At 43.6% G+C, this 20,406-nt stretch carries 13 protein-coding genes; 8 read left to right on the top strand and 5 right to left on the bottom strand.

Features of this window, described 5'->3' with window-relative positions:
• Positions 1-2 precede the first annotated feature (2 nt).
• Positions 3-3,248 carry an efflux RND transporter permease subunit gene (locus tag P162_RS11985; RefSeq protein ID WP_031427623.1) on the top strand — a complete coding sequence of 1,082 codons (3,246 nt, stop codon included), beginning with the start codon at positions 3-5 and terminating at the stop codon, positions 3,246-3,248.
• 16 nt (positions 3,249-3,264) lie between these two features.
• Positions 3,265-4,692 carry a TolC family protein gene (locus P162_RS11980; RefSeq protein WP_241077764.1) on the top strand — a complete coding sequence of 476 codons (1,428 nt, stop codon included), beginning with the start codon at positions 3,265-3,267 and terminating at the stop codon, positions 4,690-4,692.
• Between the two features lie 123 nt (positions 4,693-4,815).
• Here the strand turns inward: P162_RS11980 and P162_RS11975 are convergent, their stop codons facing one another.
• A complete protein-coding gene (locus P162_RS11975; protein ID WP_031427620.1) occupies positions 4,816-5,964 on the bottom strand; it encodes an alpha-hydroxy acid oxidase in 1,149 nt (382 codons plus the stop codon).
• A 396-nt stretch (positions 5,965-6,360) separates the two neighbouring features.
• Here P162_RS11975 and P162_RS11970 point away from each other — a divergent pair, with 396 nt between their 5' ends.
• Both P162_RS11970 and P162_RS11965 read left to right on the top strand, forming a co-directional pair.
• Positions 6,361-7,203, top strand: a complete 843-nt coding sequence (locus P162_RS11970; protein WP_031427618.1) for a DUF1080 domain-containing protein — start codon at positions 6,361-6,363, stop codon at positions 7,201-7,203.
• 12 nt (positions 7,204-7,215) lie between these two features.
• Positions 7,216-9,903, top strand: a complete 2,688-nt coding sequence (locus tag P162_RS11965) for a c-type cytochrome (RefSeq protein ID WP_035917033.1) — start codon at positions 7,216-7,218, stop codon at positions 9,901-9,903.
• 22 nt (positions 9,904-9,925) lie between these two features.
• Here the strand turns inward: P162_RS11965 and P162_RS11960 are convergent, their stop codons facing one another.
• Both P162_RS11960 and P162_RS11955 read right to left on the bottom strand, forming a co-directional pair.
• A complete protein-coding gene (locus tag P162_RS11960; protein ID WP_031427615.1) occupies positions 9,926-10,687 on the bottom strand; it encodes a hypothetical protein in 762 nt (253 codons plus the stop codon).
• A gap of 46 nt (positions 10,688-10,733) precedes the next feature.
• Positions 10,734-11,924: an MFS transporter gene (locus P162_RS11955; protein WP_031427613.1), complete on the bottom strand. Its 1,191-nt coding sequence runs from the start codon at positions 11,922-11,924 to the stop codon at positions 10,734-10,736.
• Between the two features lie 332 nt (positions 11,925-12,256).
• Between P162_RS11955 and P162_RS11950 the strand changes: the two genes are divergently transcribed.
• The 4 genes from P162_RS11950 to P162_RS17950 are packed head-to-tail and all read left to right on the top strand — an operon-like array spanning position 12,257 to position 17,998.
• Positions 12,257-13,633: an efflux transporter outer membrane subunit gene (locus P162_RS11950; protein WP_241077763.1), complete on the top strand. Its 1,377-nt coding sequence runs from the start codon at positions 12,257-12,259 to the stop codon at positions 13,631-13,633.
• A gap of 16 nt (positions 13,634-13,649) precedes the next feature.
• Complete coding sequence (locus P162_RS11945) at positions 13,650-14,855, top strand: efflux RND transporter periplasmic adaptor subunit (protein ID WP_031427610.1); 1,206 nt, start codon at positions 13,650-13,652, stop codon at positions 14,853-14,855.
• A gap of 9 nt (positions 14,856-14,864) precedes the next feature.
• The gene (locus P162_RS17955; RefSeq protein ID WP_262493920.1) at positions 14,865-16,733 is read left to right on the top strand and encodes an efflux RND transporter permease subunit; all 1,869 of its coding nucleotides are present in this window, start codon (positions 14,865-14,867) and stop codon (positions 16,731-16,733) included.
• Between the two features lie 2 nt (positions 16,734-16,735).
• Positions 16,736-17,998: an efflux RND transporter permease subunit gene (locus P162_RS17950; RefSeq protein WP_262493919.1), complete on the top strand. Its 1,263-nt coding sequence runs from the start codon at positions 16,736-16,738 to the stop codon at positions 17,996-17,998.
• Positions 17,999-18,253: 255 nt separating this feature from the next.
• On the opposite strand, the gene P162_RS11935 is transcribed toward P162_RS17950, so the two are convergent.
• On the bottom strand, positions 18,254-19,267 hold the full coding sequence (locus P162_RS11935; protein ID WP_031427609.1) for an LLM class flavin-dependent oxidoreductase: 1,014 nt from the start codon (positions 19,265-19,267) through the stop codon (positions 18,254-18,256).
• Between the two features lie 62 nt (positions 19,268-19,329).
• Entirely contained in the window at positions 19,330-20,400 is a 1,071-nt protein-coding gene (locus P162_RS11930) for an NADH:flavin oxidoreductase/NADH oxidase (RefSeq protein ID WP_031427608.1), read from the bottom strand.
• Positions 20,401-20,406: the final 6 nt, after the last annotated feature.

Here is a 20,406-nt window from a genome sequence, read left to right as displayed (position 1 = left end):
CCATGTTTAAAAAATTTATCCATAGGCCAGTACTGGCCATTGTAATCTCGGTAATCATTGTTTTTATAGGATTACTGGCGATCAAACAATTACCCATATCACAGTTCCCACAGATTGCTCCCACCACGGTAAACATATTTATCGCCTATCCCGGTGCCAGTGCAGATGTGCTTGTAAAATCAACATTAATTCCCCTGGAGACCGCTATAAACGGTGTTCAGGGTATGCGCTACATCGCATCAGATGCAACCAGTGCCGGTGAGGGTACCCTCCGTATAATTTTTGAACCGGGCACAGATCCCAATGATGCGGTAGTACAAGTGAAAACCCGTGTTGACCAGGTCATGCCACTTCTGCCAGATCTTGTGCAGCGTGAAGGGGTTATCATAACGCCCGTACAGCCCAGTATGTTGATGTACGTAAACCTTTACAGCAAAAATGGCAATAATGATGAGAAATTTCTATATAACTATGCTTACACCCGCATAGTTCCAGAAATTCAGCGAATTGATGGTATTGCAAGCGCCCAGATTCTGGGTAGCCGTAAATTTGCCATGCGCGTTTGGCTCAAGCCAGACCGTATGCGTGCCTACAGTATCTCTGCTGAAGAAGTCCTTAAATCAATGGAAGAGCAAAGTATCCTGGCCAGGCCCGGGAGAATTGGTCAAAGTTCTGGAATAAAGGCACAATCTCTAGAATATGTTCTTACTTATCAGGATAGGTATGATGAGCCACAACAGTATAAAGACATCATTTTAAAAGCCACCGAAGAGGGCGAAAATGTTACTCTGGGTGATGTGGCAGATGTTGAACTGGGTAGTGAATTCTTTGATATTTACTCCAACCTTGACGGAAAACCTTCGGCATCCATTGTGCTCAAACAGACCTTTGGCAGTAATGGTAGCGATGTTATAAAGGATGTTAAAACAAAACTTGAAGAACTGAAAGCAAACCTACCTCCAGGTGTGGCTTATAAGATCAGTTACGACGTATCAAACTTTTTGGACGCGTCCATTGAGCAGGTACTGCACACGCTTCGGGATGCTTTTATCCTGGTGGCGATCGTGGTATTTTTGTTTTTAGGCGATTGGCGCTCAACGCTCATCCCCATTATTGCCGTACCCGTTTCCCTGATAGGCGCATTCTTTGTAATGCAGCTCTTTGGGCTATCCATTAACCTTATTACACTTTTTGCGCTCGTGCTTGCCATTGGTATCGTGGTTGACAACGCCATTGTGGTAGTTGAGGCTGTGCACGTAAAAATGGAAGAGAAAAACCTTTCTCCCTATAAGGCTTCTTCTGAAGTCCTAAGTGAAATAGGAGGTGCGATCATTGCGATCACGCTGGTCATGGTTTCTGTGTTTATCCCTATTTCGTTCATGTCTGGTCCGGTGGGGGTATTTTACCGTCAGTTCTCAATTACCATGGCGGGTTCTATCGTAATTTCCGCAGTAGTCGCATTAACCCTTACTCCGGTTTTATGCGCCATGTTATTAAAAAATACCCATGGAAAACCACGGAAAAGGACTCCAATAAACCGGTTTATTGACTGGTTTAATGGTGGTTTTGAACGATTAACAGGCCGTTATACCACATTTTTGACGCGAATTGTCAACCGAAGGCTTATCACCTTTGGTATTTTGATTGCATTTTGTGCGGGTATCTTTATGACTAGCCAGGTGCTTCCGGCAGGTTTTATTCCCAGTGAAGATCAGGGAATGATCTACGCGATCATACAGACCCCCCCTGGTGCTACACTAGAACGTACAAATGAAGTTGCCAAAAAACTTCAGAAGATCGCAGAAGATGTGGATGGTGTGGAATCTGTTTCTTCCCTTGCCGGTTACGAGATCATGACCGAAGGTCGTGGTTCTAACGCCGGTACCTGTCTTATCAACTTAAAATCATGGTCAGACCGGGAACACGGCGTGCAAGAGATCATGGAAGAACTAGAGGAAAAGACAAAAGACCTGGGTGCCATAATAGAATATTTTGAGCCGCCCGCTGTACCTGGCTTTGGTTCTTCTGGTGGTTTTTCCATGCGTTTGCTTGATAAGAACAATGAAACGGATTACCATGAATTTGAACGTATAAACAACGAGTTTCTTGATGAACTTAATAAGCGTCCAGAATTGACAGGTGTATTTACCTTCTTTGCGGCAAACTATCCTCAATATAAGTTGAGTATCAACAATAAAGCGGCCATGCAAAAGGGTGTTTCCATAGGTAAAGCGATGGAAAACCTCAATATTCTAATAGGTAGTACATATGAACAGGGCTTTATAAAATTTGGTCGTTTCTTCAAAGTGTATACCCAGGCAGGCCCAGAATATCGCGGACTACCCTCTGATGTCATGAAACTTTATGTGAAAAATGAAGAAGGCGAGATGGTACCTTACTCTTCTTTCATGAAAATGGAAAAAACCCTGGGCCCTAACGAAATTACCAGGTACAACCTTTATAATTCTGCCGCGATACGAGGGCTACCTGCAACTGGATTTACCAGTGCAGATGCCATTGAAGCAATTAAAGAAGTTGCGGCGGAAAAACTTCCCCCCGGCTATGATATCGCCTGGGAAGGATTGTCTTATGACGAGGCGAACCGTGGTAATGACGCGCTATATGTTTTTGGTATCGTGCTCGTTTTCGTGTATTTCGTACTTGCCGCGCAATACGAGAGTTTCCTTCTTCCGCTTGCGGTAATCTTATCGCTCCCGGTGGGTGTTTTTGGTTCCTTTTTACTGTTGAAATTAATGGGACTTTCCAATGATGTTTATGCCCAGATTGGGGTGATAATGCTGGTGGGACTACTGGGTAAAAATGCCGTTCTTATCGTAGAGGTTGCCGTGCAAAAAAATAGGGAGGGTGCCACCATACTTAATGCGGCGATTGAAGGTGCAAAACTGCGCTTTAGGCCTATTTTAATGACTTCTTTTGCTTTTATTGCGGGCTTGATCCCACTGGTGATTGCCAGCGGTGCCGGTGCGATAGGCAACAGGACCATAGGAGGTTCTGCCCTGGGTGGTATGCTCATAGGGACCTTGTTTGGCGTCATTATCATACCGGGACTCTATTTCATCTTTGCAACAATGTCTGAAGGCAAAAACCTTATCAGGGACGAGGATGTAGAACCAATCTCAGAACAATTTATGCGCGAATATGAAAATAAAAGTAGCCTAAGGGAAAAACTGCGCAAAATGAAAAAAAGACTGAAAAAACTAAAGAAAGGAGAAAGCGATGAAAAATAGAATAAGTAGAGTATTTATGACACATAGATCGTGGTCGCTCAGTATCCTTCTGGCCTTGCTGATGTACAGCTGTGTGCCCACCAGTAAGATCAGGGATGCCAATGCTTCTTTGCCGGAGCATTTTCAGAACAGGAATGTGGAGGATTCCACAAATTCTGCCACCCTGAACTGGAAGGATTTTTTCTCAGATGCAAACCTGCACGCACTTATTGATACCGCCCTGGTCAACAACCAGGAGCTTAATATCACCATGCAACAGGTAACCATGGCGCGCAACGAGATCCAGGCGAGAAAAGGGGAATATCTTCCTTTTGTAAACCTTCAGGCAGGTGCAGAACTTGAAAAGGTGGGACGCTACACCAGCCAGGGCGCGAACGATGCGAACACAGATATTAAAGAGGGCGTAGAATTCCCGGAACCTTTGCCAAATTTTAGGGCTGGACTGTTTGCCTCCTGGGAACTGGATATTTGGAAAAAGCTGCGCAATTCTAAAAAAGCAGCTGTGATGGAATATCTGTCTTCGGTAGAGGGAAACCACTTTATGGTGACCAACCTTATTGCCGAAATAGCCGATTCTTATTATGAACTGCTTGCGCTGGATAATAAATTGGAAATTATTCAGCAGAATTTAAAACTGCAGGGCAACGCGTTAAAAATCGTACGCCTGCAAAAACAGGCAGCTCGTGCCACAGAACTTGGAGTGCGGCGTCTGGAAGCAGAGGTTTTTAAAAACCAAAGTGAGATGTACGCGGTTCAACAGGATATTACAGAAACGGAGAATAAGATCAATTTTCTTATAGGTAGGGCGCCGCATACCATCGCGCGTAATGCAGAAAATTTCATCTCGCGTCAAATGGATACGCTTTATACCGGTGTACCTTCCCAACTCCTACAAAACCGGCCCGATATACGCCGGGTAGAGTATGAGTTGGCAGCGGCAAAACTGGACACTAAAGCGGCAAAAGCTAATTTCTATCCTTCCCTGGCCCTTCATGCCGGGGTGGGACTGGAAGCTTTTAAGCCCAGGTTCCTTACCTCCACACCAGAGTCCCTTTTGTATTCGGTGATGGGCGATGTGGTCGCTCCGCTCATAAACAGAAATGCAATTAAAGCGGAATATGCGAACGCGAACGCCCGCCAACTCCAGACCGTTTTTGATTATGAAAAGACGATTCTCAATGCATATATGGAAGTGGTCAATCAATTATCTAACATTGAAAACCTCAAGCAAAGCTATGCGCTCAAGGAAAAACAAGTCGCTGCGCTCACAGAATCCATTAATATTATCAACAGTCTTTTTAGATCTGCCAGAGCTGATTATATGGAGGTGCTTCTTACTCAGCGTGATGCACTGGAATCTCAAATGGAACTCGTGGAAACCCGAAAAGAGCAACTACATGCACGCGTAGCCATGTACAAGGATCTTGGCGGAGGATGGAAATAAATAAAGTTTTTATTGATTGGTTTTTATAGTGGTAAAGCCGTTTCACAAATGTGAAACGGCTTTTTTTTATGAGCCCGGTTGAAGAGCGCTGATAATGGATCTGTTTTTTGAGTTAAATACCGCTTATTTTACAAGGTATTTGGGCAGATCATAGACATTCTCGCAGCAAACCTGCTCCATGACCTGCTGCAGTTGCGTCTTGATCATTTCTATGGTATGATTGCCGCCTTTTTCGCCCAGTGCACCCACGCCATACATAAAGGAACGTCCCATAAAGGTAAATTTTGCCCCGCAGCTCAGAGCGCGCGCAATATCTGGACCAGAACGCAAACCACTATCCATCATTACCGTAATCTGGTCGCCGTATTTTTCGGCGATGGTTTTAAGCGGCTTAATGGTAGATTCGCCAGCATCCAGTTGCCTGCCGCCGTGGTTTGAAACAATAATCCCATCAAAGCCCAGGCGGATGGCTTCTTCTGTATCTTCATCAGAAACCACACCTTTTAATACAAGTTTGCCTTTCCAAAGGTCACGCAATGGTTTTATCTTTTCTTCATTCAATCGTCCAGAAAACGTGGCATCCATCCATTTTCCCAACTGCTTGATGCTCATACCGGATTCCATATATTTTTCCATGGTGGCAAAATTAGGCGGTCCATATTTTAGGGTTTCCAGAGCCCAGGTAGGTTTTCCAAATACCTGCATCACGTTGCGCAGGTTGATCTGCGGTGGCATGGCCAGTCCATTTCTTATCTCTTTTGGGCGATAGCCAAAGGTGGGAACATCTGCAAGAATAACCAGAACCGGACATTGAGCTGCTTCAGCACGTTTTAAAATATCATCCCGAAGCCAGTCTTCGGTAGGATGGTATAGCTGAAACCAGGCCTTACCTTCCGTAAGTTCACTAATGCGCTCAATACTGCTGGTGGAAACCGTACTCAAAACAAACGGAATATTTTGTTCAAAAGCTGCTTTTGCCAATATTTCAGGCGAATTGGGCCACATCAGGCCCTGTAGTCCCACAGGGGAAATACCTACGGGCATACTGTATTTTACACCGAACAACTCCGTCTCGAGACTCGATTTTCGATAATTTTTAAGATATCTTGGTTTTAATTGTATTTCCCTGATTTCATCAGTATTACGTTTAATATTGATATTTTCATTGCATCCACCATCCAGATATTCAAATGCGAATTGCGGCATACGTTTTTTAGCTTTTTCACGCAGGGATTCTATAGATGGATATTCGGTATTAAAATTAAATGCCATGAATGGTATATTAAAAATATCTTGAAAAGATAAAGGTACCACCTTTTCATTCTACAGGTTTATATTAAGAAATTAGCAACCAATTTTTTTTTAAGGCTTCCTTCTACCGTGCCCAAAGTTTTTAGTAATCTGAAATTAAAAGAAGGAATTCACCTCTTAACGTATGTTTAAACTGCAGGTAATAAGATAAAACCTTCCTCATGATCCCGGTAATTCTCCTTTTATTTTTTAGGCTTTCACACTTCGATCTAACTATTGCGCATAAAAACAATATGCAAGTGCTAAATTTAGAACATCCAAGAAAATAGGAGGTTAATGATAGATCAGGGATTAAATATAGATTCTTAAATTAACACGCTTATTACAAGCTTTCCGCTAAACGAAAATTATAAAAGAATGAAAAAAAAGTTTTTGATGACACCGGTTGTTCTTCTCATGGCAGCTTTACTTTTGATAAGCTGCACGTCAGACAATCCTCAATGGAAACAGCTTTTTAACGGTAAAGATCTCAGTGACTGGGATATTAAGATCAGGGAGTTCCCCATAGGAGAGAATTTTGGCAATACGTTTCGGGTGGTTGATGGGAAGCTCCAGATCAACTACGATCAGTACGATGATGCATTTAAAAAACGTTATGGGCATATCTTTTATAAGGACCCTTATTCTTATTATTTACTGGCAGTAGAATATCGTTTTATAGGTGAGCAGCCAGGTGATGGGGAAGGCTGGGCAATTCGTAACAATGGGATCATGATTCACGGGCAAACACCAGAATCTATGGCCATAGACCAGGATTTTCCTAATTCTATAGAAGTGCAACTGCTGGGGGGCACCGGTAAGGGCGAGCGATCTACCGCAAACCTATGTACGCCTGGTACACAATATGTAAGAAATGGAGAAATAGTCACCACCCATTGTGTTACTTCTTCTTCAAAAACTTTTGATGGCGACCAGTGGGTACGGGTTGAAGTACTAGCGCTGGGAGATTCTATTATAAAACATTATGTAAACGGGGAAGAAGTGCTGGCATATGAGAACCCGCAACTAGATCCGGTTAATGGGGAAAAAACCGGAAAATTGCTTACAGGTGGAACTATTTCCCTACAAAGCGAGAGTGCGCCAACAGAGTTCCGTAAAGTGGAGATCGTGGATTTAGAACCGTACAAAAACGATACTGAAAAATTGCAGACTATTGTTGACCAAGTTTTAGCTGAAGATCAAACCACTCCTCAAAATTAATTTGTCCTGATAATGACCACAACCTTTAAAAATTACTTCTTACTTCTAGGTATTATAGCCGCTACTATAAGTTGTGAAAGCGACACAACTCAAAAGCCTAAGATTGACATTAAAGAACTTACCGCTTTTTATAACATTCCAGAGACTACAATAGACAGTACAAATACAAAAACTCAGGAAACAGCTGAATTACAAATTGACACCCTGGCCGGGCCAGATCTAATTCCTAGTCCGGCATGCCTCGCAACCTCCGCGACCGGTGAGGTTTTTGTAGGTGTAGATAAGATCGGTTCTTTGGGAAAAGAGCCCGAAAAAGGTAGTATTATCAAGCTTATTGATACAAATAATGACGGCAAAGCCGATACCCATACGGTATTTGCTCAGGTTGACAATCCTCGTGGCATTTTGTCCATCGGTGATTTCCTTTATGTTTTACATACCACATTTTCCAAAGAAACCGGCCAGGCCAGCGGAATGGATCTTGTGAAATTTGAAGATAAAAATAAAGATGGAATCGCAGATGGCGCTTCCCAGCCACTTATTAAAAACATCAGCAATCCTGAAACCCTAAAGAAACAGGGTACTGACCACGCTACTAACGGCATCCGTATGGGGATAGATGGCTGGATTTACATTGCCGTTGGCGATTTTGGATTTTACAACGCTACAGATCAAGACGGCACCCAGCTCACCATGCTGGGCGGCGGGATCGTGCGGGTACGGCCTGATGGCACTGAAATGGAAATTTATTCCCACGGAACGCGTAATATTTATGATGTGGCGATTGATCCCTTCATGAACATTTTTACGCGTGGAAACACCAATGACGGCGGCGGATGGAACATCCGTTTTCTGCATCATTTGCAAACTGGCGAATACGGCTATCCCAAACTGTTCAAAAATTTCACTGATGAAATCATACCTGCACTTGCTGATCTGGGCGGTGGATCGGGCACGGGAAGTTATTTTATGGATGATAACCGCTGGCCAGCACAATTTAATCACATACCCATGATGGCAGACTGGGGCCGCAGCGAACTTTTTCTGCATCCTGTAACCATAGATGGGGCCAGTTTTACCCAGAAAGAAATAGAATTCATAAACCTGGCGCAGATTACAGATCTTGATGTGGATGGTTCTGGCCGCATGTACCTTGCTGCATGGGACGGTGCGGGTTATACGGGAAGTGACACTAAGGGTTTTGTGATACGTGCCGTTCCTAAAGACTGGAAATACGAGGCTTTTCCTGATGTTCAAAAACTTGGTTTTGACAGTCTTGTCCCGCTCTTAAAATCTGAGAATGCGGTTAGCCGATTGGTCGCCCAGCAGGAAATGCTTTCCCGTTCAAAAGAAAAAATTGCCCCAATTGCCCTAAAAATTGCTCAAAACGAGCAATTATCGCTTAAAGTTCGCGTTGCCGGTATCTATACGTACGCACAAGCTTCCTGCAGTGATGCCATTCAAAATCTTGAAAAACTAGCAGAACAGGATGCCTTGCGTGAATTTGCCCTTCGTGCACTTACTGACCGTAAAACCTGTCTTCAAAATGTAGATACCCAACTTTTTATAGATGCGCTCAACGATCCTTCAGATCGGGTAAAAGTGGCTGCGATTGTTGGTCTGGGCCGAATTGATAAACCAGAAACCGCAAAATATTTATTGGATATTCCGGTGCCTGAATCGATTGATTTTGAACTTGATGAAATAGAAGGTGCACATGCCACGCCAAATTCCGCCATTATTCCTGCGCATCTTGCCGTACAAAACCTTATCAAGATGAATGCAATGCAGGCATGTATTGAAGCTATCGGAACCAAAAATACAAAAATGGCACTCTGGGCGCTTCGTTATATGCATAATCCAACTGCGGTAGACGGACTTATTTCGGCGTATCAAAAAGCTGATGACAGGGAATTGAAAACGAACATCCTGTCCACCTTGGCGCGTTTGTATACAAAGGAAACTGATTTTGATGGAAGTTCGTGGTGGGGAACACGCCCTGATACGCACGGCCCGTATTACAACGCGACAACCTGGGAATCTTCGGAAAAAATCAAAAATCTGCTTCTGGATGCTCAAAGAAATAATACCGTTGGCGATAATGCCTTTTTCAGCAGCTTAAATAAAACCCTGAGATTGGATATTGACGCCTTTGACCAACCCCAATCCCAGGTTGCCGAAAATGTCCTGGAAGAGGATAATATTGACCTTGAAGCCATACAAAATAAAGAAGGGCAGGTAGGCGAAGCTTCTATTGAAGATGTGATACGCGCCTTAGATGAATATGACGGCGATCCCAAACTAGGCAAAGCTCTTTTCAATCAACAGGGCTGTATCGCCTGCCACAGTATTGCTAAAGGGGAAAATCTCAAAGGCCCATTTATGGGACAAATAGGTTCTATTATGAACCGTGTGCAGATCGCTGAATCTATTTTAAAACCAAACGCATCGATCTCTCAAGGTTTTGCGACTAATTTGATCAGGACAAATGATGGCAAAAGTTTTATGGGTTTTATCACTGCCGCTTCTGCCGAGGAACTTGAACTTCGCGATATCTCCGGAAAAGTGACCAAAATTGCTACTAAAGATATTGCAGAACGTGAGGAAATGCCAAATTCCATGATGCCCACCGGCCTGGCAAATTCGCTTTCTTTTGAAGAATTTTCATCGCTGGTAACCTACCTTTCGCAACAAAAATAACGTTTCGCTAAAAAGCAAATATTTAATTCACTATAAACGCGGTTTGGTCAAGTCCTGTGTTTCCTGTAATGGGATCATAAGCGTAAACGCTAAGTTGATAATAGCCTTTTTCTAAAGAAGTTGACGCAGCAAACGTACTGGTTTTGTCGGCAAATTTTAAGGGGACTTCTTTAGTTTTACCGGCTTCGTTTGTTATCAGCGCGCTGACCTCGTATTGATTGGAATCCCAGGTTCCATCTGGGGATGTAGGGCAACCGCACATCATGACCACGTTTGCTTTGATTTCTATTTCATTGTCAGCCGAAAGTCCTTCATGCGTCTGCGGACTCAAAATATCTACGACAAAACCGGGAATTTGTAGAATTAGGCCTTCACCGTCAATATTTTTCCCGGGAATGAGCCACAATTGTGTAGAACTTAGCACTGCAGCTTGTTTTTTAAGCACAGGTGCATAGGCTTCAACGGTAACAAAAACAGGCTTATCCAGATCAAGCACTGCCGTAAATCCTGCCGTAGTTTCATCAGTGATCCGCTCGTTTCTTTTGTACGGACTTTTAAGTATTTTTTCTGTATCACCGGTACTTCCGCTTGTAAAACCTTCGGCTAAAATCTCTCCGCTGTGCGCATTTTTAATCATAATCTGTGCACCACCTATGGAAGTACCTATAAATTTAGCATCTTTTGCCTGAGCCCGAACGGTTATTGACGTTTTTTGGCCAAAAAGAGCTGAAAATGACATTAAAAAGACAATTAATAGACTAAAAATGGAAGTTTTTGAAGCCATATGGTTTTATTTAAATTAAAAAAATAGTTATTCTTTCAAGCAGTGTTCAACTAATGCTAGTTAAATTCTTTTTTATGCTAAAAGCAAACAAAAAAGCTATGGCAATCAAGATCATCAATACAATCACAAATACGTACCAGTTCGAAGCACTGATTATCATTCCCGTTAAACTACCCAAAACACTTGAACCAATATAATAAAATAACCAATATAAGCTTACTGCAGAACTTTTGCCTTCTGGGGCGTATGTTGAAACGAGACGGCTGGCCATGGTATGAGTGCCAAAAAAGCCAAATGTAAGTATACCTAAACCTAAAATGAGCAACCACAAGTGCTGGGAAAATAATCCCGCTAGTCCAAGTAAAAATAGGAGCAATACCATCTGCAGTACCCACGTCAGATTTTTCCGATCAGACCATTTTCCGGTCATCAGAGAACCAGCAATACCCGCCAAATACATTATAAAAATAAGCGCGATCACATAATGCGGGAGGGAGAACGGGGGCTCGGCCAGATGGAAGTCCAGGTAGTTATAAACACTTATAAAAGTGCCCATACTTAACATGGCAATTAAAAATAAAGACAGTAATACGGGTTGTTTTAAAAAAGAGCCCATTAGTGCCAATTTCTGGCTAAAAACGGCTTTTTTTGGCTCAAAATTAGCCGATTTTGGAAGGTATTTTGTGAATATAATTCCCAGAAAAAGAGTGAATATTCCTATTATCATCGTAGTTAAACGCCACCCCAGCCAACCTTCCATAAGACCAGCGCTTACCCGGCCCAGCATACCTCCCAAGGTGTTTCCGCTAAGATAAATACTTATTGCCACTCCAAGAATAGCCGGACGTATTTCTTCGGAAAGATAGGCCAAAGCTACTGCAGAAACCCCAGAAAGCACCATCCCCTTAAAAAAACAAAGTAGCACTAAAATGAGAAAACTGGGGGAAAATGCCGAAAAAACGGTTAAAAAAGCGGATATAAGTAGTGAAAATACCATTAATTTTTTCCGTTCGATAGCATCAGCCCGAAACGCGAGAATAAAAAGTCCAACGGCCATTCCTACCGTTCCTGCAGAAATTACTAAACTGCTCATGGCTACAGTTACATTAAAGGCACTGCACAGTGCGGGCAAAAGCGGTTGAAAGAGATAAAGTTGCGCAAAAACCGAAATCCCGGAGAGAAAAATACCATTTCGTATTTTATGGTATCGCTTTGTTTGTTTGAATACCTTTACCACTACTTTTTAATGCGATATTACGCTAGCAGTAGAATCTTTCATCACGTTAAAAGTTAAAATATTCTTTATCCCTATCACCAAAGACTTATTACTGTGTAAATTAAGACTTTAATGTATTTCTATAAAAAATAGACCTTAAATTGATTTCATTACTTTAAGTGCTACTATATAATTTATACCGCTAAGCCGAATTGCCATTTGCAAAAATTAAGGAACATAGAAATGCTGTGCGGCATATCTATTCACAGGAAAGCGGTTTTTTTAAACCTCTAAAACAGTACATTAAAAATAATTTTAAGCATATAACTAACAAAAAAAAGCCAGCTTATATATTGAAACGTTACCTCTTCCTACTCTTTATCGTATCTACATCCTGTGCGCCAAAAATGCAGCGCGTTGAACCTCCTATCGCCATGCCAGAGGAGTTTAGCCAGACCGGGAATGATGTCATACCCCAGAAATGGTGGACGGCCTTCAAAGACCCAAAACTCAATACTTTAATTGATAGCGCCCTGGCCAAAAATCTAGACCTGGCCGCCACCTGGCAACAATTTAAGGCGGCCACGGCCATTCGCAGAAGGCAAAAATCCTTTCTCTGGCCTGATATTTCTGCCGGATCCCAAAATGCTTTTAGCAGGCCAGAACCTGATTTTGCCGGTGGCGAGAATGTACAGTTGGGTCTATCCGCCGCTTATGAAGTGGATCTATGGGGCAGCATACGCTCTGCCGCCCAGGCCGCAGACCTTAGAATGCGTGCAAGTTATCAGGATTATCAGGCAGCGGCGATAAGTTTATCTGCGACTATTGCAGAAACTTACTTTCAACTTGTAACCGCAACAAAACAGCTCAGCCTTGCTGAAATACAAATGCAGACCAATGAAGATTTGCTTAAACTCATCCGTGCGCGTTTTACCGGCGGCCAGGTAGGTTCGGTAGATGTATTTAGGCAGCGGCAGCTTGTAGAAGAAACCCGCAACCAGCGCCTGTCCTATGAAGCTGATGTACAGTTGCTCAACAACCAGATCGCGGTGTTGCTGGGCAAAGCGCCACAAAGTTTTACTGAAATAATTCCAGACAGTCTTCCAGGGATGCCCGCGTTGCCCCTTACAGGTATACCCCTGGAACTTGTACGCAGAAGGCCAGATGTCGTTCAACGTTACAATCTTGTGCTAGCGGCAGATCGTGACATGGCAGAGGCGATCCGGAATAAATATCCACGCCTTTTTGTTGATCTTTCTGCTCAGGCACGCTCTAATAATTACGCGAACCTGTTCAACGAATGGGCCTATACCCTTGCTGGTAATCTGGTCGCTCCCCTACTCTACGGTGGCCGGCTTCGGGCAGAGGTTGACCGTACGGAAGCTCTAAAAAACCAGCAGCTTTACAACTATGGGCAAACCGTTCTAAATGCCTTCCGAGAGGTGGAAGACGCCCTTGTTCAGGAAGAAAATCAGATACAGCGCCTGGAAACGCTCCAATTGCAGTTGAAACTCGCGGAAAGTACCAATCGCCAATTGCGGCTGGGTTTTCTTTACGGAACAAGTAATTATCTTGATGTTTTCCTGGCGCTAGACCGCGAACAACAATTGCGCCGTGATTTTATAGATGCCCAGCAGCGGCAGCTAGAAATACGCATTGATATGTACAGGGCACTCGCGGGCAGTTTTGATGCCAGTGACGAAAGCGAACCAGAAACAACACCGCAGTAAATTATTTATTTAAAGTATGGAAAAGAAGAAAATTATAATTATATGTGCAGCGATCTTTGCAGTGGCTGCATTGTCCATCTATTTCATTTTCAGCAGTGAACCCGATGCACAACGAGAAGGCGCGACAAAAAAAACCGCCATGCTCGTTGAAGTTATTCCTGCCGAAAAGGGCGATTTCAAACCGGCTATTGAAGCTACGGGAACGGTTCAGGCGGTTGAAGATATTATGTTAAGTCCGCGCGTTACGGGCCAAATCACCTACAGATCGCCTTCTTTTGTACCCGGGGGATTTGTAAAAAAAGGGACTGTTCTATTGAAAATCGACCCTTCGGATTATGCAAATACCGTTGAGCTGCGCAAAGGCGAACTCATGCAGACCCAGACCAATCTGGCCACAGAAATGGGCAGGCAAAAGATCGCACAGCAAGATCTGGCCCTTATAGGTGGCGATACACTTTCTGAAGAAGATGAAGCCCTTGTGCTTCGGGAACCTCAACTTAAGGCGGTCAAGGCAAATATCACCTCCGCAAAGGCGGCCGTATCCCAGGCGCAGCTTAATCTATCACGCACCACCATCCGAAGTCCGTTTGATGCGAATATCATCTCACAAATGGTAAGTACGGGGTCTCAGGTGACCCCTGGCGCTAATTTGGGCCGATTGGTAGGCGCAGACTTTTATTGGGTTGAAGTTAGCGTTCCGGTTTCTAAACTGAAATGGCTCAGCTTCCCAGAAACAGAAAAGGATACCGGTACGGTCGCCACGATAACTAACACCACTGGCTGGGGAGCCAATGAAAGCAGACAGGGTTTTGTGGATAAACAGATAGGCGCCCTTGATCGACAAACACGATTGGCACGCGTTCTGGTAAAAGTTCCTGATCCGCTGTCAAAACTAGAAGAAAATCAAGAGAAGCCGAAATTGCTCATCGGCTCCTTTGTAGAAGTAAGTATGGAAGCAACTACTCTTGAAAATGTAGTGAAATTGGACCGGGATTATGTACGAACCAATAATACGGTGTGGGTAATGAACAATGGTAAATTAGAGATACGTGACGTAGCTGTACTACTAACCGATACGGAAAATGCCTATATCAATGACGGGCTGGAAGACAAAGAGCAGGTGGTAAAAACCAACTTGAGCACGGTGGCAGAAGGTATTGAACTACGGCAGCAAAATAGTAATTCCACAACAGTGAAAGATACTAGCGCTCAGCGCCAATAAAGAAGAAAGATGAAGGAGAAAGAGACTAAAAAACCGAGAAAAGAAGGGGTTATTGGGTATATGGCGCGTAATTCCATAGCGGCAAACCTGCTTATGGTACTCCTTATAGGGGGCGGTATTTATACCATGTTCACGATTCAGAAAGAGGTTTTTCCACAGTTTCAGTTGGATTTTGTGGATATAAACGTGGTTTATCCCGGCGCTGCTCCCGCGGAAGTGGAACAGGGAATCCTGCTACCAGTTGAAGAAGCGGTACGTGGTATACAGGGGATCAAAGAAATTATATCCACCGCAAATGAAGGCTCTGGAAGGGTAGAAATTGAGCTTGTTGCCGGCAGTGAGCGCATGAAAACGTTTCAGGATATTGATCAGGCCATTAGCCGTATCCGTACCTTCCCAGACGATATTGAAGAACCTAACGTGAACCTGCGCAACCGCCAGCGCGACGTTATGGAAATAGGCCTTTACGGCGATACAGACATCTGGACACTACGCAAACTGGGAGAACGCCTACGCAACCGTTTATTGAGCGACCCCAAGATTACCCAGGTAGAAATAGGTTATGTACCAGAGTATATGACGCATATTGAAATCCCCAGCAATAAATTGCGGCAATACAATCTTACCCTGAGACAGGTCGCAGATATAATCGCGCAAAACAGTCAGGATGTTCCCGCTGGGGCGGTGGAAACACAATCTGAGGAAATCCTTTTGCGCATGAAGGAACGCAAGCAATGGGCAGAAGAATTTGGTGAGATAACTATCGTTTCCTCCACCTCTGGCGCTACAGTAAAACTGGCGGATATTGCCACGATTACAGATGGCTTTGAGGAAGTGGGTTTCCACGGAAAATTCAATCAGACAACTTCTGTGGATATGGAAATCTTTCGCATTGGGGATCAATCGCCACTGGATATTGCGGAGACCGTGCAACAGATTTTAGATGATTTTGAACTGCCCCCAGGGGTTAATTACCGTATTGATAGCAATCGCGCAGAAGATTACCGCGAGCGCCTTTCTTTGCTAACAGAAAACGGACTGCTTGCCATTGTGATCGTTTTGGTCATTTTGACCCTTTTCCTTGAATATCGTTTGGCATTCTGGGTCATGATGGGTATGGCCATTTCTTTTATAGGGGGAATGATCCTGCTTCCGTTAATTGGGGTAAGTATCAACATGATTTCCATGTTTGGTTTTCTGGTCGTTCTTGGTATAGTGGTGGACGATGCTGTTGTGGTGGGGGAAAATGTCTATGAATACCGGCAACAGGGCATGAGTTTTATAGATGCGGCGATCGCCGGAACCAAAGATGTATCAAAACCGGTCGTTTTTAGTGTTTTAACAACGATTATTGCCTTTATTCCGCTGTTATTTTTACCAGGGGAAACCGGAAAATTCTGGTGGCCGCTGCCCGCAGTCGTAATCGTAATCCTTGCGGTTTCGCTCATTGAAGCGCTTTTTATCCTTCCTTCCCATTTGGGTCATTTGTCTGACAAGAAGAAGAGCAAATGGATCGCTAAATTAGAAAGCTGGCAGCAATCTTTCGCAAAAGGTTTTGACCGTTTTATTGACAGGTATTATCGGCCTTTTCTGGATTATTGTTTGAAATACCGTTATATCACCCTTACGATTGCCACTTCTATATTGATGGTCGTGGGTGGATATGCGCTTAGTGATCATATGGGCATTATCATGATGCCAGAAGTTGCCGCAGAGGAAATAGAAGCAGGTGTACGCCTTCCGGTAGGTACTACGCGCGACCAGGCTCAACTTGTAGCCGAGGATATTGCCGCGGCCACACGTAAAATGTTTGATGAAAATAATTTAGATCAGGTTGCCGAAGGTATTAAAAGCAACGTGCGGGGCAAAATTTCATAGATGTGGAAATCGTAATGCTTCCGCCAGATCAACGCGATATGACCGCCGGTGAACTTATCGCCTTGTGGCGGGATAATATAGGTGATATTCCCGGGGTTGATCAAATTACGTTTGAAGCGGAGCGCGGCCCAGCGAGTTACCGCCAGGATATCAGTGTAGACCTGAGCCATGATGATATTGAAGTTCTGGAAAAGGCCAGCACCGCTTTTGTATCCCGTATGGAAGCTTTTGCAAATACCACAGATGTCAATGATAATTATGACAAGGGCAAACTGCAATATGATTTTAAGTTGCTTCCGCAGGGAAGGAATCTCGGTTTTACCTCAGCAGAAATTGGCAGACAGGTTCGTAACGCCTTTTTTGGCGCATTGGCAGTGCGGCAATTACGCGGCACTAATGAAATTGAAGTGCGCGTCAAACTACCTCTTGATGAACGTCAGGATCTACAAAACCTGGAGAATTTTTTAGTTCGGAACGATGATGGCGTTGAAGTACCGTTGTTAGATGTCGTGGAAGTCAGCCAGCGCCAGGCCTTTACTAGTATCAATAGGCGCGATGGCCGCAGGGTCGTAAATGTGGCCATGGATGTGGAACCGGCCAATGCGGTGAGCCGTGTCAATGCTTCCATAGAGACGGAGGTTTTACCTCAATTGAGAGCAGATTTTCCTGGAATTACCTGGACTTTTGAAGGTACGCAGGCCGAAATGAAAGAATCTACCGACTCCCTTATGAACAATTTTATTATGGCCATGCTAATTATTTATGCATTGCTGGCCATCGCCTTTGGGAGCTATATTCAGCCATTGATAGTTATGGCCGCTATCCCCTTTGGGATTGTAGGCGCGGTATTGGGGCATATGATGTTGGGCTATGACCTTTCCCTCGTGAGTTTGATGGGGATTATAGCGCTGGCAGGAGTTGTAGTAAACGATTCCCTGATAATGATAGACTATGCTAACAAGCAGCGCGAAAAAGATAACAGCATTTATGAATCCATCCATGAAGCAGGATTGCGTCGCTTCAGGCCTATTATGTTGACCACGCTGACCACTTTTGGAGGACTTACGCCCATAATTCTTGAAAGTTCAAGTCAGGCCATGTACTTAATACCTATGGCGATTTCCCTAGGTTTTGGGATTATTTTTGCAACTTCGATCATTCTAGTAATTGTACCCTGCGCATATCTTGCCCTGGAGGATATTCGTTTACTCATTCAAAAAGGCAGAACCATTAAAAGGAATAAGGAAACCTCTGAATTGGCATAAGTATTAAGTTCAGTTTATTAATTTAAAGGACTGGTACTGTTATACTAAAAGTACTCTTTATCTTAAAAAAATAAAGGAGCTCAAAAGAGCTCCTTTATTTTTAATTATATGGGAATTAAAGACTGAAATTCTTTTTCTTAAACACTTTACATCTTTAATGAATATTCAAATCTGTAGTTTAAATAAAGCTTTTTTATAACGATACATAACAGAAACAAATTCGTTAAAGAAAAGTTTCGGAAGTGAAATTTGATCTTAATGGGTAGGCACTGCATTCAATTCTTCCATAACCGATGCAAATATTTCGTACGATTTTATACGATCTTCGATAGCATACATGTGTGATGCGACCATTAATTCGTCAGCCTGAGTTTCTTTTAAGAAAGCTTCTGTTTGTTCCTGGATACGTTCCCTATCTCCTACAAAGGCATATTTCTGCATGCGTTGCAATGCAGGATTTTGAGAGATTTGACGTAATTCATCGGTCATTTTTATTGGCGGTTGAATATAATCTAACTGTCCGGTCAAAACCCCTATCATCATCCGTATAGAACTGGTAGATAAATTTTCTGCCTCGCTGATGGTATCCGCTGCGATGACATTTATACAAGCGATCACCTTAGGCTCAGCCAGATATTGAGAAGGCTGAAACTCGCGACGGTAAATCATAAGTGCTTTTAAAAGATCTGTAGGTGCAAAATGACTTGCGAACACATAAGGTAGGCCTTTTTTAGCGGCCAGATGTGCACTGTCTGTACTCGAACCCAGTATATAAATAGGGACGTCAACACCTTCGGCTACCGTGGCGCGCACTTTAGCACCCTGGTTATCCTTAGAAAAATAACGCTGGATACTTTCTATTTCCTCTGGGAATTTATAAACCGCCTGTATGCGATCTGGGCGTATGGCATGAGCGGTAGCCTGGTCTGTACCAGGTGCACGGCCCAATCCCATATCGATCCTGTTAGGGTACAAATGACCCAGTGTACCAAATTGCTCTGCGATCAACAAGGAAGAATGGTTAGGCAACATAATCCCCCCAGAACCTATCCTTATGGAATTTGTTCCTTCGGCAATATGCCCCATAAGTACCGTCGTCGCAGAACTTGCGATACTTACCATATTGTGGTGTTCTGCCAGCCAGAAACGCTTATAGCCCAATTTTTCGGCTTTTTGAGCCAATTTTAGACTGTTTTCAAATACTTTTTTATGTTCTAGATCCTGACTTACAGTAGCCAGTTCCAATATAGAATATGCTGTAGTTTTCATAATTTTCGTTCTTATTGATACCACTTTAGCTCCGTTTATGGGGCTAATATTCACATTTAGACTTACCTCCCAGGCCTGGCACGTTCATATTGTTTCGGCCACTTTACTTGTTCTTTTAGTGTAAGCGCCTCATTTAATGGAAAGTATGGATTCCTTAAAAATTCACGTCCTATAAAGATCAGGTCTGCACTATTTTCTTTCAAGATTGCTTCGGCCTGCGCTGCATCAGTAATGGTACCCACAGCGCCGGTAGGTACATTGGCACGTTCTTTAATAGCTTTCGCAAATGGAACCTGATAATTTTTTTCGACATCAATCTCCTGTTCTCTAACGACACCTCCAGAGGAACAATCAATTAAATCAACTCCCAGTTCCTTTAAGGCTTTTGCCACCTGAATGGAATCGTCAACGGTTTGTCCGCCTTCTGTCCATTCTGAAACAGAGATCCTTACAAAAAGTGGCATTGTCCTGGGAATATTGACCCGTACCGCCCGGCAGACTTCTTTCAAAAGACGCATCCTGTTCTCAAAAGAATCGCCATACGTATCCTGTCTCCTGTTAGTCAACTCAGATAAAAATTCATTGAGTAAATAACCATGCGCGGCATGAATTTCAATCACTTCAAAGCCTGCTTTAACAGCCCTTCTGGAAGCGCTGGCAAAATCTGCCACAATCTCCTTGATTTCGGCGATGGAAAGGGCATTAGGCGCTTCATCTGTATCATAATAGGCCACAGGTGATGGCGAGTCTTCTTTCCAACCGCCATCTTTTGGCAGGATTTTTTTCCCACCTTCCCAGGGTGGCGTGGTACTTGCTTTTCTCCCGGCATGTGCCAACTGAATACCAGCCACCGCACCCTGTTCTTTCACAAAGTTGGCAATTCTTTTTAATGGTTTTATATGCTCTTTGGACCAGATCCCCAGATCTCCCGGAGAAATACGTCCTTTTGCCGAAACGGCAGCAGCTTCCGTAAAAACCAAACCAGCACCACCCACAGCGCGGCTGCCCAGATGTACCAGATGCCAATCGTTTGCAAGGCCATATTTTGCACTGTACTGGCACATAGGCGAAACTACTATGCGATTGCGAAAGGTAATACCCCGCATATTATATGATGAAAATAACTTAGACATCCTGTT

This window comes from Flavimarina sp. Hel_I_48 (assembly GCF_000733945.1).
GTDB lineage: Bacteria > Bacteroidota > Bacteroidia > Flavobacteriales > Flavobacteriaceae > Leeuwenhoekiella.
This window is presented reverse-complemented; position numbering and strand designations above follow the sequence as displayed.

Bases quoted from the DNA above. Each gene is read 5' to 3' on its own strand.
- P162_RS11945 (WP_031427610.1), top strand. From the start codon at position 13,650: ATGGAAAAGAAGAAAATTATAATTATATGTGCAGCGATCTTTGCAGTG.
- P162_RS11975 (WP_031427620.1), bottom strand. From the start codon at position 5,964: ATGGCATTTAATTTTAATACCGAATATCCATCTATAGAATCCCTGCGT.
- P162_RS11970 (WP_031427618.1), top strand. From the start codon at position 6,361: ATGAAAAAAAAGTTTTTGATGACACCGGTTGTTCTTCTCATGGCAGCT.
- P162_RS11935 (WP_031427609.1), bottom strand. From the start codon at position 19,267: ATGAAAACTACAGCATATTCTATATTGGAACTGGCTACTGTAAGTCAG.
- P162_RS11985 (WP_031427623.1), top strand. From the start codon at position 3: ATGTTTAAAAAATTTATCCATAGGCCAGTACTGGCCATTGTAATCTCG.
- P162_RS11965 (WP_035917033.1), top strand. From the start codon at position 7,216: ATGACCACAACCTTTAAAAATTACTTCTTACTTCTAGGTATTATAGCC.
- P162_RS17955 (WP_262493920.1), top strand. From the start codon at position 14,865: ATGAAGGAGAAAGAGACTAAAAAACCGAGAAAAGAAGGGGTTATTGGG.
- P162_RS11930 (WP_031427608.1), bottom strand. From the start codon at position 20,400: ATGTCTAAGTTATTTTCATCATATAATATGCGGGGTATTACCTTTCGC.
- P162_RS11980 (WP_241077764.1), top strand. From the start codon at position 3,265: ATGACACATAGATCGTGGTCGCTCAGTATCCTTCTGGCCTTGCTGATG.
- P162_RS11960 (WP_031427615.1), bottom strand. From the start codon at position 10,687: ATGGCTTCAAAAACTTCCATTTTTAGTCTATTAATTGTCTTTTTAATG.